We start from the raw sequence: 14,032 nt of genomic DNA, 5'->3' as shown, positions 1-14,032 counted from the left end.
GGGATCCCGCGAGTCGCGATGAGTCCTGCGGCGTCCGGCGGTCGTACTGTCGAACCGTTACCGAGGAGGACTTCTGATGCGCAGCGTGACCTATTCGATGGGCGTCTCACTTGACGGCTATATCGTCGGGCCGGACCGCGACTTCGACTGGACGGCGCCCAACGAGGAGGTTTTTCGCTTCGTCACCGACGAGATACGAGAGGTCGGCGTCCACCTGTTGGGACGACGGCTGTACGAGACGATGCTGTACTGGGAGACCGCCGACCAGGATCCATCGCTCGACGCCTCAATGCTCGAGTGGGCCGCGATCTGGAAGCCGCTCCCAAAGGTGGTGTTTTCCACCACGCTGTCGGCGGTGCAGGGCAATGCCCGCCTGGCCTCCGGCGGCCTGGCGGAGGAGATCGAGCGGTTGCGAGCCGAGCCGGGGGAGGGCGACATCGCGATCGGCGGCGCGACTCTCGCCGCCGAGGCGGCCGCGTTGGGTCTGATCGACGAGTATCGGGCCAGGGTCTACCCGGTGCTGGTTGGCGGTGGCATTCCGTTCTTTCCCCAGCGCGAGCGTCGGGTGGATCTCGAACTCGTCGAGACCCGCACCTTCAGCTCGAGAGTCGTCTACCTCCGCTACCGCGTGGCGCGCTAGCCGGCTCGTCGCGGAGTAACTCCGCCCATGAACGAGGTCCCGCAGAGCGCAGAGCTGCTCTCGGGCACTTAGCGCTTCGGTTGGCGAGTTGAGTGTTGTGGTCGGCGAGCGAGCTGATCTCGCCCCCGACACGCAAGTTCTCGCCGCCCGAATCGATCGAGACGCCGCAGCCCAACCCGCCGGGGATCATGGCGCATGAGCGCACAAGGCTCACGTGTCGGGTGTCGTCAAGGCTCCGCGTCAGGACGGGGCGAGGACGCAGAACTCGTGGCCCTCCGGGTCGGCCAGGCACGTCCACGGGACGTCGCCCTGGCCGAGGTCGATGTCGGTGGCGCCGAGGGCCCGCAGCCGGGCCACCTCCGCTGCTTTGTCGTCACCGGGGTACGGCAGCAGGTCAAGATGGACGCGGTCTGGCACGGTCTTCACGTCGGGCGTGCGGAGGAACTCGAGATACGGGCCGACGCCCTTGGCGGAGCGCAACACCGCATGATCGTCGGTCACCTCGTGCAGGGTCCAGTCCATCGCCTCACCCCAGAACCGGGCCATGGCCCGCGGATCCGCGCAGTCGACCACCACCGCGGCGATCGGCCCGGTGTCCCGGTAGATCTCCCGAGGCTCCAGCACGCAGAACTCGTTGCCCTCGGGGTCGGCGAGGACCGTCCACGGCACTTTGCCCTGGCCCACGTGGGCGGGCGTCGCACCGAGAGCCTTAAGGCGCGCGACCAACTCCGCCTGATGGGCCACAGAGGTGGTGGCGAGATCGAGGTGCACACGGTTCTTCGTTGTTGTCTTGGGTTCCGGGACGGGAACGACGTCGACGCAGACGGCGACCGGGTCCGGCCAAACGAGGCCGCCGCCGGGGCCGACGTAGGTGGTCACGCCGGGGCTGTAAGCACTCCAGCCGAGCGCCTCCGCCCAGAACCGGCCGACCGCCGAGGCATCAAGAGCCTTTATGTTCACCTGAACAGGTCGCAGTGCCATGCCGGCGATCCTATACACCCGCTCTGCAACGACATCCGCACCGTCGCCAAACAGAGATCAACTCGCTCACCAGCCGCAATGCTCAACTCGCCAACTAGAGCGCTCAGGCGGCGGCTTGCCGGCAGGAGCGCGTCGACGTAGAAATCCACCAGCCGTTCGACCACGGCCCGGGCAGGATGTCTTGCTGTGAACCATGTACTGTGCGGGCTCGCCGCTAATGCTGCTCTGCCGTTCGAACTGGTCGACCGACTGATCTCGGTCGCGGACACGGACATTGCCGAGAGCCTCGCAGGTCGCGCGGACCTCAGCCACGAGCAGGCGGTTGCCCTGGCCTCGCAGATCGGGGAAAGCGCTGTGCGGCTTGCGTACGAGGGCCGGCTGACCGCAGCCGACGTCGATCCCGTTGCACGGCCGCAGGCCGCGCTCGCCCTGCTCGACGAGGGGGCCGGTGACCTGGAGTGGGCGCGGCTCCTCGCGGCAGATCCGGAGGTGGAGCGCCGGGAAAAGCTGGCCTCCTGCCCCGGACTCCCCTCCGCTGTACGGGAGATGCTGGCCACAGACCCGGACGTACGGGTCGTCGCGGAGCTCGCATTGTGGACGACGGCGGACATGGCCGCCCGGCTCGCGCGGCATCCGCATGCCGAGGTTCGCCGCGCGGTGGCGGCCAATGAGGCGACGCCGCCCGACGTATTGGCGATGCTGATCACCGGCGAGGGGCTGCCCCCGGCGGAGCGGTGCCTGGTCTGTGACGGTGAGGAGACGCCGTTCGTGCACGATGCGCGGTGCTCGCGGCTCGACTGCGATCTGCGGTCCGGTGCCTCGTGCGCGGGCTCGCACGAGTCCACCGTCCTTGAGATGGCGGAGCTGGCGCTGCAAAACCCTGCCACGCCTGTCGAAGCCGTCGTCCGGTTCGCCGACCACCCCTCGATGCTGCTGCGCTGCCGACTCGCCGCCCGCCCCGACCTGCCGCCGGAGGTGGGGGCACGGCTCGCCGATGACCCGGTGCCCGGCGTTCGAGCCGACCTCGCCGGGAACCCGGCGATCGACGACGCCCTGATCCGTACGTTGGCGACCGATCGTGGCCATGACGTGCAGCGCAGGCTCGCGTACAACCCCCGCGTGCCGCTCGACGTACTCTCCTGCCTGGCTGGCGCTGTCAAGATCGGTCCGACCCTCCTGCCGAGGATTGCAGCCGCCTCTCCCACCGAGGTCAAGGAACTGTCCAGGTCGTCGAATCCGGCTGTGCGGATGCTCCTGGCCGAACGGCGCGATCTGCCGGCCGAGATCCGCGACGCGCTGGCCGCCGACCCCGACGCGAAGGTGGTCAAGTCCATCGCGCCCCATCCGGGCCTCTTGGAGACACAGCTGCGCAGCATGGTCGAACGGCACGGGGTTCGGGTCGTCGCCAAGGTGGCAACCAACCCGGACGCACCGTCGGCACTGCTGGAGGACCTGACCAGTGAAGTTCCCCCCGCTGCCCGGACAGCCTGATACTGGGACGGACGGTCCCGGAGGAAGCAGTTCCAGGTAGTGAGCAAGAAGAGCAATACGAGCAAGCGGTACACGGCCGAGTTCAAGCGCGACGCGGTGGCCCTGGTGTACTCGTCGGGCAAGACGGTCACCGAGGTCGCCCGGGACATCGGCGTCAGCGCCGAGGGACTGCGGAACTGGGTCAACCAGGACAAGACCGACCGTGGGCAGGGGCCGGCGGGAGCGTTGACCACGGCGGAGCGCGAGGAACTGGTGCGACTGCGCCGCAAGGTCCGCGAGATGGAACAGACCATCGAGGTGCTGGGAAAAGCGACCGCCTTCTTCGCGAACCACAAGACGAAGTAGACGTAGCCGCGCGCTACGCGTTCGTCGACGTGGAGAAGGCCGGCCCCGACCGTCCGGACGGCTACAGCGTCTCGTTGCTGTGCCGGGCTCTGAAGATCTCACGCTCCGGCTACTACGCCTACCTCGCCGCCCGTCCGGCCGCTGCCGCCACAGCGCGCGAGGAGGACGAACTGGTGGCCGAGATCCGGCAGATCCACGAGGAGTCCCGCCGCGCCTACGGCTCCCCGAGGATCACCGCGGCCCTGCGCCGCCGGGGACGCCGGATCAACCGGAAGAGGGTCGAGCGGCTGATGCGCGAGCACGACATCCGCGGGATCACCCGCCGCAAGCGGCGCAGCCTCACCAAGGCAGACCGTAAGGCGGCACCCTCCCCGGACCTGGTCGGACGCGACTTCACCGCTGTCGAGCCGGGCACGAAGCTGGTCTCCGACATCACCTATCTGCCGACGTTGGCCGGCTGGTGGTATCTGGCGACGGTCATCGACCTGGCTACTCGCGAGGTGGTCGGGTACGCGATGGCCGACCACCACCGCGCCGAGCTGGTCGTCGACGCCCTGAAGATGGCCGCCGGCCGTGGCGCCCTCAAGCCGGGCTGCATCGCGCACTCGGACCGGGGCTCGGAGTACACGTCGCGCGAATACCGCATGCTGATACGGGAGTTGAACCTGAGGCAGAGTATGGGAAGAACGGGCTCGTGTTACGATAACGCCGCGGCCGAAAGCTTTTTCGGACTGCTGAAAGCGGAGATCGGAACCACCGTCTGGGAGTCCCACGAAGCGGCCCGCGCTGACGTCTTCCGCTTCATAGAGGTCGAGTACAACCGCACCCGGCTGCGCAAGCACCCCGTGTACGGCTACGTCACGCCGCTCGAGACTAGAACCCTGACGGCCCACGACCTCACCCCCGCAGCGTAACCATCCGCTGTCCAGGTCCAGGGGGGAACTTCAACACCGCGTTCTCGGCGAGCTTTGCGGCGCTTCCCCGCTTTGTTGAGATCGCAGCCGGTCGGGAGCCTGACGAGCGGCGCTGGGTTCTGTTCGCGGCGGGCCCGATCGTTTCCTGCGCGCGCCGGTCGGCCGAGGGTGTTGCCGCGCGTGAGGTCTACTCATCACAGATCGCCGAGCTTTCGCAGCTCACTGAGGAGTGCCTCCGTCTGCCGCTGGAGATGGAGGACTATGTCGGATTGCTCCAGGCGGCCTTGGCCTTCGAGGACGTAGAGGTCTGGGACGAGCACCTGGACAACCTGGCGCAAGGCGAATACGAGGTCGACTGCCCTTATTGCGGGGTGAACTTGTTCATCGTGATGGGCGATGACGGCTTCTTCTCCTGCAGCGATGACTACGCGCTGGGGGATGTCGAGAAGACACCGCTGCGGCCCACTGCTCCGGCGGAGCTGGAGGGCTTGGCCAAGCAGCTGCATGACCAGGCCCTTGCTGACGGACAGCCAGTGCTTGCTCAAAGGCTGCCGCATCTGTTCGGACAAGCGGCGTGTACTGACTGCGGAACGGTGTTCTCGGTGGCGGACCGCGTGGTTGCGAACACGATGCCGTCCTGGTGAGCGTCAGCGGCGCTCAACACTTGGCGTCGTGACACCTTCGGCAATCAGGCCTCGAAGATGCTCGGCCAGCAGGGCGGGTGCGATAGAGGGGGCAACAGGCAGCCATGTGACGACATCGAGGGCAGGATCGCCCGCGGCATCGAGCGGGGCGAAACCCCAGCCATGACGTCCTCCGCGGGTCCCCCAGAACACCGCGATTCCGTGCGCCCAGGGCCCATGACCGAGCACTGGGTCGCCCTTGGTCCAGTAGAAGGCCGTCCCACCGGCCTCGTCATGCTGCTCTCCTGGCGGCATACCTGCGTCTGCGCGCGCCCGAGCCGCAGCTGAGCAGTACCGGCGGATCTCGGCATGGCTGATGGCGGCTGAAGTGCCATCCTGCATCGTCACGGTCCCCTCCCTTCCGTTGTCGCCGACGGATCCCTCCGCTTCAGTCGAATGAGGACTCGCCTTCGCCGACTCATCCGCTCGGGGCCAACTTAGACCGTGTCCTATGTGCCTCAGGAGTACCTGCGACTGTTGAGGAGTATTGTGCATGTGAGCCACGATTGGCCGCGCTGCGACCCCCACCGGCCACGGCGGAGGCCGTCGCGCTCATCTCCGAGCTGTACGCGGAGGGGTGGACCGTTTCGAAGAAGGGGGGCGCAGCCCGATCGCGGTGACGGCCGTGGCGGCCCGTCAGGTGCGGCTCGGTGCCGGCTCCGGTTCGGAGGGATGCGCTGCCGCGCGGCGGGGGAGCAGCAGGGGGGTCGCCAGCAGGAGCACGCCGGCCAGACCGATGGCTGTACGGGGGCCGAGCAGGCTGCCCAGCACGCCCCAGACGGCTGTCAGGAGCGCGGTCGTGGCCTTGGTCGTCACCGCCCAGGCGGTCAGCGTGCGGGTGCCCCGGTCGGTCGCGGTGCGCTCGAGGCGGTAGGTGGTGTAGACGGGGTTGAAGACCCCGCAGCAGAAGATGAGCCCGAGTTCGACGCCGATGACCAGCAGCAGCCCTCCGGTGCCCGGCCCCAGGAAGGCCAGGCCGAGGGGCCAGATCGCGCGTAGGGCCCCGGCCACGACAAGGACCTGGTGCTGCCCGAACCGGGTGACGAGCGGTCGGGCCAGCTGCGAGGCGAGCAGCCCGCCGATCGAGGGCGTGGCGAAGGCGAGGCCGTACTGCCATGGTGCGAACCCGAGTTGGCCGAGCATCAGGACGGCCAGCAGCGGCTGGGCGGCCATCACCAGACCGTTGAACAAGACGGTGTTGAAGAACAGCGGACGCAGCGTCGCGTCGGCGAGGATGTACCGCCAGCCGTCGAGCAGGTCCCCGGCCCGCATGCGCGCGGCCTGTCGGCGCTCGGGCCGCGGCTCGTGCCCGCCCATCGCGCGGATGCCCAGGGCCGAGAGCAGGTAGCTGACCGCGTCGGCCACCACCGTCGCCACCGGACCGAGGAGCCCGATCGCCGCGCCGCCCAGCGGCGGTCCGATGATCGTGGTCGTCCAGGTGATGGACTCGAATCGGGTGTTGGCGACGAGCAGGTCCTCGGCCGGCAGCAGCGTCTTCAGGTATGCGCCGGAGGCGGCGCGGAAGGTGATGTCGGCCGCCGCGACGACGACCGAGACCAGCAGGAGCTGAAGGAAGGTGAGCACGCCGAGCGCGAACGCGGTGGGGATCGTCAGCAGCGCCGCGAACCGCACCAGGTCCATCGCGATCAGCACGGGTCGCTTGCGGCGGAACTCCACCCACGGGCCGAGCGGCACCGCCACGGCCGCGCCCACCGCAGACCCCACGCAGGAGAGCGCGGCGACCTCGGCCGGTCCGGCGTGCAGCACCCGGATGGCGATCAGCGGGAACGCGCCGAAGGCGAGCCACGTGCCGAGCGCGCTGGTTCCGTACGCTCCCCAGAGCCACCCGAACCGCCGCCCCAGCCGGTGCCCGCTCCTCATGCCCGACGCCCCTCGCCCCTCACCCCGCACAACCGATCCGCGACCGGAAGTATCAAAGCGAGCACCATACCCAGGGATCAAACAACCGCAGAGCCGTCGGTCACAACCAATAGTTGTGCCCATAGGGTATCGGGATGGACCTCGACACCGTCCGGACCTTCGTCGCCGCCGCCGAGGCGGGGCAGTTCCAGGAGGCCGCCGCCGAGCTGGCGGTCACCCAGCAGGCCGTCTCCAAGCGCATCGCCGCGCTGGAGCGCAACCTCGGCGTGCGGCTGTTCACCCGCACCGCGCGCGGCGCCGAGCTCACCATCGACGGGCAGGCGTTCCTGCCCCACGCGCGCGAGCTGCTGTCTGTGGCCGAGCGTGCGGTCGCGTCCGTGCGCACCGGCCGCCGTCCGCTGCGCGTCGACGTGATCGCCTCGCGCGGCGCGGCGACGGGCCTGATGCGCGGCTTCCACCGCGCGCACCCCGAGATCGAACTCGACGTGGTGATGCTGTTCGACATCGAGACGGCCATCGCCGCCATCCGCTCCGGTGCGATCGACGCGTCCTTCCGCGCCGTCGCCGCGCCCGGCCGGCCCCTTCCCGAGGACATCGAGTCCATCCGGGTGCTCGACGAACCGCTCCAGCTCCTCACCGGTCCCGCCCACGCGCTGGCGGGCGCCCGGTCGGTGACCGTCGCTCAGCTCGCCGGGCACCGGATCTGGATGCCCGGCATCGTCCCCGGTACCGAGTGGGCCGCCTACTACGACGACCTCGTCGCCGAGTTCGGCTTCACCATCGAGGCGACCGGCCCCAACTTCGGCTCCGACGCGCTCCTCGACACCGTCGCCGACACCCCGGCCCTGGCCACCTTCATGGGCGAGCACACACGCCTCGTCTGGCCCGCCGACCACGGCCTGCGCCGCATCCCGGTGACGGATCCGACGCCCGTCTACCCGCACTCGCTCCTCTGGCACCGCGACAACCCCCACCCAGCGCTGGCCGCCCTCCGCGCCCACCTCGCCGCCACAGCGACCGGCCACGACGCCGCCGGGACCTGGGCGCCGAGCTGGGTGATTCCGCGCTGAACCCGATTCGGCTCAGGAACCCCAGATAACGGCTGGTGACGGTGGCAGAGCTGGGCAGTGCGAAGGAGCAAGCCGGGCAGGACGCCGCGGATTCAGCCGTACTCACTCGCTGAGAGGCAGGGTGGGCCGTCCTGCGCGGATGTAGTCCCGGTACTCGTCACCGGCCGTCCCCTGATTGACCCACCGGTCACGGCCTGCACCGATCCTCTCCTCGGCGATGGCCAGGGCCACGAGGGCGTCGTCGACGACGGCGATCTGGCGGCCGAAATCTTCCTCCCCGTCCTCGCCCTCGAAGGATGGGAATTCGACCAGGTCGTAGAAGTTCTCGCCACCGATGTCCTGGGCCACGTGAACCACCAGGGCGAAGCCTTTGGCCGTGGGCCGCAGCTCGGCCCATCGGATGCCGGGATCTTTCGGGGTACCGGCAGCGCCCAGGAACTGCTCGATCGACCGGCCACGCCGAAGCGCGGCGAGTGCGAGGGGCTCGACGAGGTAGCGCATTCGGGCAGGTTAGACGTTGTTGAGACGCATGAACACTGTGATCACTGGCTGCGCGGTCGAGGCAGCTCCAGGGCGACAGCCGGACGGCGAGTGAGCCGGGCCGCCTCGGCCTGCTTCGTCCGCAGGAACGTCAGCGTCAGGTCGATTCCGTCGATCTCCCCGAGCCACTGTTCCTCCTCCGCCCTTTTGCGACGCAGGAGGAGGTCCTTCTCGATCTCGGCGAGTCGGGACCCTGCTGGCCGGACTGCTGCTCGCCGCCGTCGGCACCGGCGTCGACGCCGCCCATCAGGGCATCTCCTCCGCCATGGCCTCCACCACCCAGCAGATCGGCAGCGCCGTCGGCCTGGCCGTCCTGGTCGCGGTTGCCTCCCACGGCACCCACGTCGCCGACGGTCCGGCCCTCGTACCCGGCCTGCGCACCGCCGGATACACCGCCGCCGCCCTGACCCTGCTCGGCGCCGCCGTCGCCCTCACCCTGCGACGCAACAACACCTCACGACCGGCCACCGACAGCGACACCGAGACCGCCTCCCCGGCCCTGTCCGCCTGACCACGAAAACAACCGCGTCGCCGACCCGCAAGCAGCGGGCACGGCGGCGCGGTTGGCTACCAGCAGCTCCTGTGGCGCCCGCCCAAATTGGCGACAGGGAGCCCAGGACGGCAGACCCCAAACACCCGCTGGCACTGCCCCGGTCAGCGGGAACACCCCCAGGGGTGTCACTGGCCGTCGGTAGCGTGGCAGCCGTGATGGTGGGCACCGAAGAAACCCGGCTGGTCGTGCTGCGCGGCAACAGCGCGTCGGGGAAGTCGTCCGTCGCGGCCGGCATCCGCGAGAAGTTCGGCCGTGGCCTGGCCCTGGTCAGCCAGGACAATCTGCGCCGCATCGTGCTGCGCGAGCGGGACCGGCCCGGCGCGGCGAACATTGGGCTGATCGACACAGTCGCCCGCTACGCCCTCGATGCCGGGTACCACGTGGTCGTGGAAGGGATCCTGTACGCGGACCGCTACGGCGAGATGCTCGCCCAGCTACGGGCCGATCACTGCGGCCCGACCCACGCCTACTACCTGCACGTGCCGTTCGAGCAGACCCTCGCCCGTCACGCCACCAAGCCGATCGCGAACGAGGTCGGCGAGCCACAGCTGCGTGACTGGTACCGGGAACTTGACCTGCTGCCCGGCGGCATCGAGACCGTCATCGGTGCCGACAGCACCCTGAACGAGACGGTCGACCGGATCATGCTCGACACCGGTCTGGCCGGCCTTCCCGCGCTCGAGCACTGACGGGGCGCGGGGCCGGGGGCTACATGCCGAAGTGGCTCTCGGCTCGCATGGCGAGCTGCGCGGCCCGTTCGTCGACGTCGATGTCGTCGACGTCCTTGACTCCTTCGAGGTATTCGGTGAGACGGCAGGAGGCAGGCACCTGGTCGTGGACACGCGCGGACTGCCGCTGTTGGTCATGGTGACTCCGTCGACGTCCACGACGCCGTCGCAGCGAAGGAGGTTTTCCTCCGCCTGCGTCTCCTGCCCCCGAAAGTAGGCGAAGTCGCCCGCCTTTCAGCTCGTGCTCGCGGAGCACGCGCATCACGGTGGTCGGCGACCTCAGGGCTCTACCTTTGATCTTGCGCAGTGCTCCGCCCTTCAGGGCGGAGGTGAAGCGCATCCTCGGCTTCCCGGCGCGGAGCGCCGGGGCATCACTGCGAAGCAAGGCTCACACAGGGCGCGGCTGGTTCTCGATGTACTGGCGTACGACGGTCAGCGGCGCCCCGCCGCAGCTCCCGGCGAAGTACGAGCCGGACCAGAAGTGTCCGCCCCACAGGTACCGGCGCACATGCGCCTCGTACTCCTTGCGCAGCAGCCGGGCGGAGACGCCCTTGAGAGAGTTGACCAGCTTGGAGAGCTGGACCTTCGGCGGGTAGTGCACCAGCAGGTGCACGTGGTCATCCTGGCCGTTGAACTGCTTCAGCTCCGCCTCGAAGTCCTCGCACGCGTCCCTCATGATCTGCTCACACCGATCGAGCATGGCGTCGGTGAAGACCCCGCGCGCCGGTACCTGGTGACGAACACCAAGTGGGCATGAAGGTTGTTGACGACGTGACGGCCCCACATCGGGATGTGAATCCCAGCGTGGCGACATAAACCAAACGCTGTTGTGATCGCGCGAGTACGGAACGTGTGCAGCAGGAGCGGCAGTTCGGGCACCGCGCCCGGTTGGCGCTGACCCCTGCTGCGGTCCGGCTCCTGGACGCCCAGGCGCACGCCGCCCGTGCGACGTGGAATCTCCTGCACGACTGGTGGACGATGCTGCCGAAGGGCAAGCGCACGCTGGCCGCGGCGGACGTCGCGATCCGCCAGGCCCGCAAGGACATCGACTGGCTCGCCGTCCTTCCCGCCCAGGCCGCACAGGCAGTCCTCAAGACGTACTTTCAGGCATGGAAGAACTGCTGGGAGCAACGGGCCGAAGCACCGAACTTCAAGGCCCGCTTCCGGTCGGTGATGAGCGTGGACGTCCCGCAGGGCCGCGACCTGCAGATCAAGCACGTGCACCGCCGCTGGGGCATGGTCCACATCCCCAAGGTCGGCCGCGTCCGCTTCCGCTGGACCAAAGACCTCCCCATCGGGAAGAACGCGAACACCGAGAACCGGATCACTGGCGCCCGGCTGATCAAGGACGTGCTCGGCTGGCACATCGCCTTCCGCATCCAGACCCTCGAACCCGCGCCCGAGCCGCACTTCGGCCCCGAGGTCGGCATCGACGGCACCACGGGCGACCCGCACGGCTCCCGGACGGCACAGCCGACCGGGACAAGTGGCTGAACACCGACGAGAAGGCCAAGCTGCTCCGACTGGAGCGGCGGACCGCACACCGCAAGAGCTCCCGCAAGCCGGGGCAGAAGACCTCCAACCGGCTGAAGCGGACCTACGACCAGATCGCAAGCCTTCGTGCGAGAGCCAAGCGCAGGGCGATCGACTGGCAGCACCGGACCACCACCGACATCGCCCACACCTACAGCCTGATCGTGGTGGAAGACCTGGACATCCCGAACATGGTCAAGAGTGCCAGGGGCACCGTCGAGAACCCGGGAGGAACGTCGCGCAGAAGTCCGGCCTGAACCGCTCCATCAGCCAGGAGGCGTGGGGCAGGACGGCGACGATGCTGACGTACAAGACCGCCCGCCACGGCGGCACCCTGCACAAGGTTCCCCCCCGGTACCTCCCAGCGCTGCTCGATGTGCGGCTTCAGCACACCGGGCAGCCGGGAGTTTCAGGCCGTCTTTGTATGTAGGAACGAAGGCTGCGGCTGGTCCGGCAACGCCGACCACAACGCCGCCCGGAACATCCTGCACCTGTACCGGATGGGCCACACGCTCATCCCGGCTGCCGGAAGGGCAGTCGTCAGGCGCCCACGAGGCGTCAAGCCCGCCCCCGCAAGGGAGGCGGGAATCTCCCGGCTTCAGCCGGGAGAGAACTTCAATGGGTCTTCGTTCTGGTCAGGAATCGAGAAGCACGGGTCTCGGAGCCGCAGCTAGCGTCAACGTCATGACTTCCATCGAATCCGTCACCCTTGAGGTGGCCGACTCCACCGCCGCCAACCGCTTCTACACCACCGCTTTCGGCCTGGGCAGTCAGATACTCCTGCGGGCCTCGGAGGCACCGACAACCGGCTTCCGCGGGTTCACACTGTCGCTCGTGGTGTCCCAGCCGGCCAACGTCAACGCCCTCATCGACGCAGCCGTGGACGCCGGCGCTGCGACGCTGAAGCCCGCCGCCAAGTCGCTTTGGGGCTATGGGGGCGTCGTACAGGCTCCGGACGGGACGATCTGGCAGATCGCATCGTCGTCGAAGAAGGACACCGGCCCGGCCACCCGCCAGATCGACGAGATCGTGCTCCTGCTCGGCATCGAGGACGTGAAGGCCAGCAAGCAGTTCTACGTCGAGCACGGCCTCGCCGTGGCAAAGAGCTTTGGCAGCAGATACGTCGAGTTCGCCACCGGGTCGGGTCCCGTCAAGCTGGCGCTGTACAAGCGCCGTGCCCTGGCCAAGGTCGTCGGCGTCTCTCCCGACGGCACCGGATCGCACCGGCTCACGATCGGCAGCGATGCCGGGCCATTCACCGACCCGGACGGATTCGCGTGGACGACCGCATCGCAGACCGCGACGCTGTGAACCGGGTGACGCAGGTACACGCCGACATCGACCAAAGGAGTTCTCTGAAGTTCCCCCCGCTGCCCGGACAGCCTGATACTGGGACGGACGGTCCCGGAGGAAGCAGTTCCAGGTAGTGAGCAAGAAGAGCAATACGAGCAAGCGGTACACGGCCGAGTTCAAGCGCGACGCGGTGGCCCTGGTGTACTCGTCGGGCAAGACGGTCACCGAGGTCGCCCGGGACATCGGCGTCAGCGCCGAGGGACTGCGGAACTGGGTCAACCAGGACAAGACCGACCGTGGGCAGGGGCCGGCGGGAGCGTTGACCACGGCGGAGCGCGAGGAACTGGTGCGACTGCGCCGCAAGGTCCGCGAGATGGAACAGACCATCGAGGTGCTGGGAAAAGCGACCGCCTTCTTCGCGAACCACAAGACGAAGTAGACGTAGCCGCGCGCTACGCGTTCGTCGACGTGGAGAAGGCCGGCCCCGACCGTCCGGACGGCTACAGCGTCTCGTTGCTGTGCCGGGCTCTGAAGATCTCACGCTCCGGCTACTACGCCTACCTCGCCGCCCGTCCGGCCGCTGCCGCCACAGCGCGCGAGGAGGACGAACTGGTGGCCGAGATCCGGCAGATCCACGAGGAGTCCCGCCGCGCCTACGGCTCCCCGAGGATCACCGCGGCCCTGCGCCGCCGGGGACGCCGGATCAACCGGAAGAGGGTCGAGCGGCTGATGCGCGAGCACGACATCCGCGGGATCACCCGCCGCAAGCGGCGCAGCCTCACCAAGGCAGACCGTAAGGCGGCACCCTCCCCGGACCTGGTCGGACGCGACTTCACCGCTGTCGAGCCGGGCACGAAGCTGGTCTCCGACATCACCTATCTGCCGACGTTGGCCGGCTGGTGGTATCTGGCGACGGTCATCGACCTGGCTACTCGCGAGGTGGTCGGGTACGCGATGGCCGACCACCACCGCGCCGAGCTGGTCGTCGACGCCCTGAAGATGGCCGCCGGCCGTGGCGCCCTCAAGCCGGGCTGCATCGCGCACTCGGACCGGGGCTCGGAGTACACGTCGCGCGAATACCGCATGCTGATACGGGAGTTGAACCTGAGGCAGAGTATGGGAAGAACGGGCTCGTGTTACGATAACGCCGCGGCCGAAAGCTTTTTCGGACTGCTGAAAGCGGAGATCGGAACCACCGTCTGGGAGTCCCACGAAGCGGCCCGCGCTGACGTCTTCCGCTTCATAGAGGTCGAGTACAACCGCACCCGGCTGCGCAAGCACCCCGTGTACGGCTACGTCACGCCGCTCGAGACTAGAACCCTGACGGCCCACGACCTCACCCCCGCAGCGTAACCATCCGCTGTCCAGGTCCAGGGGGGA

At 68.5% G+C, this 14,032-nt stretch carries 15 protein-coding genes and 2 pseudogenes; 12 read left to right on the top strand and 5 right to left on the bottom strand.

Going from position 1 to position 14,032, the window contains the following annotated elements; translation table 11 throughout:
* Positions 1-76: 76 nt before the first annotated feature.
* A complete protein-coding gene (locus tag ACKTSN_RS00765; RefSeq protein ID WP_409467283.1) occupies positions 77-640 on the top strand; it encodes a dihydrofolate reductase family protein in 564 nt (187 codons plus the stop codon).
* 240 nt (positions 641-880) lie between these two features.
* On the opposite strand, the gene ACKTSN_RS00760 is transcribed toward ACKTSN_RS00765, so the two are convergent.
* Entirely contained in the window at positions 881-1,621 is a 741-nt protein-coding gene (locus tag ACKTSN_RS00760; protein WP_409467282.1) for a VOC family protein, read from the bottom strand.
* A 186-nt stretch (positions 1,622-1,807) separates the two neighbouring features.
* On the opposite strand from ACKTSN_RS00760, the gene ACKTSN_RS00755 reads away from it, so the two are divergent.
* The 4 genes from ACKTSN_RS00755 (at position 1,808) to ACKTSN_RS00740 (ending at position 5,015) form a co-directional block, all read left to right on the top strand.
* Complete coding sequence (locus tag ACKTSN_RS00755) at positions 1,808-3,112, top strand: hypothetical protein (protein ID WP_409467281.1); 1,305 nt, start codon at positions 1,808-1,810, stop codon at positions 3,110-3,112.
* Between the two features lie 39 nt (positions 3,113-3,151).
* The gene (locus tag ACKTSN_RS00750) at positions 3,152-3,457 is read left to right on the top strand and encodes a transposase (RefSeq protein ID WP_409467273.1); all 306 of its coding nucleotides are present in this window, start codon (positions 3,152-3,154) and stop codon (positions 3,455-3,457) included.
* Between the two features lie 29 nt (positions 3,458-3,486).
* On the top strand, positions 3,487-4,371 hold the full coding sequence (locus ACKTSN_RS00745; protein WP_409467272.1) for an IS3 family transposase: 885 nt from the start codon (positions 3,487-3,489) through the stop codon (positions 4,369-4,371).
* Positions 4,372-4,622: 251 nt separating this feature from the next.
* A complete protein-coding gene (locus tag ACKTSN_RS00740) occupies positions 4,623-5,015 on the top strand; it encodes a hypothetical protein (protein WP_409467280.1) in 393 nt (130 codons plus the stop codon).
* Positions 5,016-5,018: 3 nt separating this feature from the next.
* Here ACKTSN_RS00740 and ACKTSN_RS00735 read toward each other — a convergent pair whose 3' ends face one another.
* A complete protein-coding gene (locus tag ACKTSN_RS00735; protein WP_409467279.1) occupies positions 5,019-5,402 on the bottom strand; it encodes a hypothetical protein in 384 nt (127 codons plus the stop codon).
* 288 nt (positions 5,403-5,690) lie between these two features.
* Positions 5,691-6,935, bottom strand: coding sequence for an MFS transporter (locus ACKTSN_RS00730; protein ID WP_409467278.1), 1,245 nt, complete (start codon positions 6,933-6,935; stop codon positions 5,691-5,693).
* Between the two features lie 134 nt (positions 6,936-7,069).
* Between ACKTSN_RS00730 and ACKTSN_RS00725 the strand changes: the two genes are divergently transcribed.
* On the top strand, positions 7,070-8,005 hold the full coding sequence (locus ACKTSN_RS00725; protein WP_409467277.1) for a LysR family transcriptional regulator: 936 nt from the start codon (positions 7,070-7,072) through the stop codon (positions 8,003-8,005).
* A gap of 102 nt (positions 8,006-8,107) precedes the next feature.
* Here the strand turns inward: ACKTSN_RS00725 and ACKTSN_RS00720 are convergent, their stop codons facing one another.
* Positions 8,108-8,506 (bottom strand): hypothetical protein, encoded by a 399-nt coding sequence (locus ACKTSN_RS00720; protein WP_409467276.1) that lies wholly within the window; start codon positions 8,504-8,506, stop codon positions 8,108-8,110.
* Between the two features lie 304 nt (positions 8,507-8,810).
* On the opposite strand from ACKTSN_RS00720, the gene ACKTSN_RS00715 reads away from it, so the two are divergent.
* Both ACKTSN_RS00715 and ACKTSN_RS00710 read left to right on the top strand, forming a co-directional pair.
* Positions 8,811-9,056: a hypothetical protein gene (locus tag ACKTSN_RS00715; protein ID WP_409467275.1), complete on the top strand. Its 246-nt coding sequence runs from the start codon at positions 8,811-8,813 to the stop codon at positions 9,054-9,056.
* 197 nt (positions 9,057-9,253) lie between these two features.
* Positions 9,254-9,787 (top strand): AAA family ATPase, encoded by a 534-nt coding sequence (locus tag ACKTSN_RS00710; protein ID WP_409474696.1) that lies wholly within the window; start codon positions 9,254-9,256, stop codon positions 9,785-9,787.
* A 427-nt stretch (positions 9,788-10,214) separates the two neighbouring features.
* Here ACKTSN_RS00710 and tnpA read toward each other — a convergent pair.
* Positions 10,215-10,640, bottom strand: a pseudogene (tnpA, locus tag ACKTSN_RS00705) (IS200/IS605 family transposase).
* A gap of 104 nt (positions 10,641-10,744) precedes the next feature.
* Between tnpA and ACKTSN_RS00700 the strand changes: the two are divergent.
* The 4 genes and pseudogenes from ACKTSN_RS00700 to ACKTSN_RS00685 all read left to right on the top strand — a co-directional run bounded on the left by ACKTSN_RS00700 (position 10,745) and on the right by ACKTSN_RS00685 (position 14,005).
* Positions 10,745-12,033: pseudogene (locus ACKTSN_RS00700) on the top strand (RNA-guided endonuclease InsQ/TnpB family protein).
* 10 nt (positions 12,034-12,043) lie between these two features.
* Positions 12,044-12,670: a glyoxalase gene (locus ACKTSN_RS00695; protein ID WP_409467274.1), complete on the top strand. Its 627-nt coding sequence runs from the start codon at positions 12,044-12,046 to the stop codon at positions 12,668-12,670.
* A gap of 115 nt (positions 12,671-12,785) precedes the next feature.
* Entirely contained in the window at positions 12,786-13,091 is a 306-nt protein-coding gene (locus ACKTSN_RS00690; protein WP_409467273.1) for a transposase, read from the top strand.
* A 29-nt stretch (positions 13,092-13,120) separates the two neighbouring features.
* Complete coding sequence (locus ACKTSN_RS00685) at positions 13,121-14,005, top strand: IS3 family transposase (RefSeq protein ID WP_409467272.1); 885 nt, start codon at positions 13,121-13,123, stop codon at positions 14,003-14,005.
* The last annotated feature ends 27 nt before the right edge of the window (positions 14,006-14,032 follow it).

It is taken from the genome of Streptomyces flavusporus (genome assembly GCF_046267975.1).
In the GTDB taxonomy this organism is placed as follows: domain Bacteria; phylum Actinomycetota; class Actinomycetes; order Streptomycetales; family Streptomycetaceae; genus Streptomyces; species Streptomyces flavusporus.
This window is presented reverse-complemented; position numbering and strand designations above follow the sequence as displayed.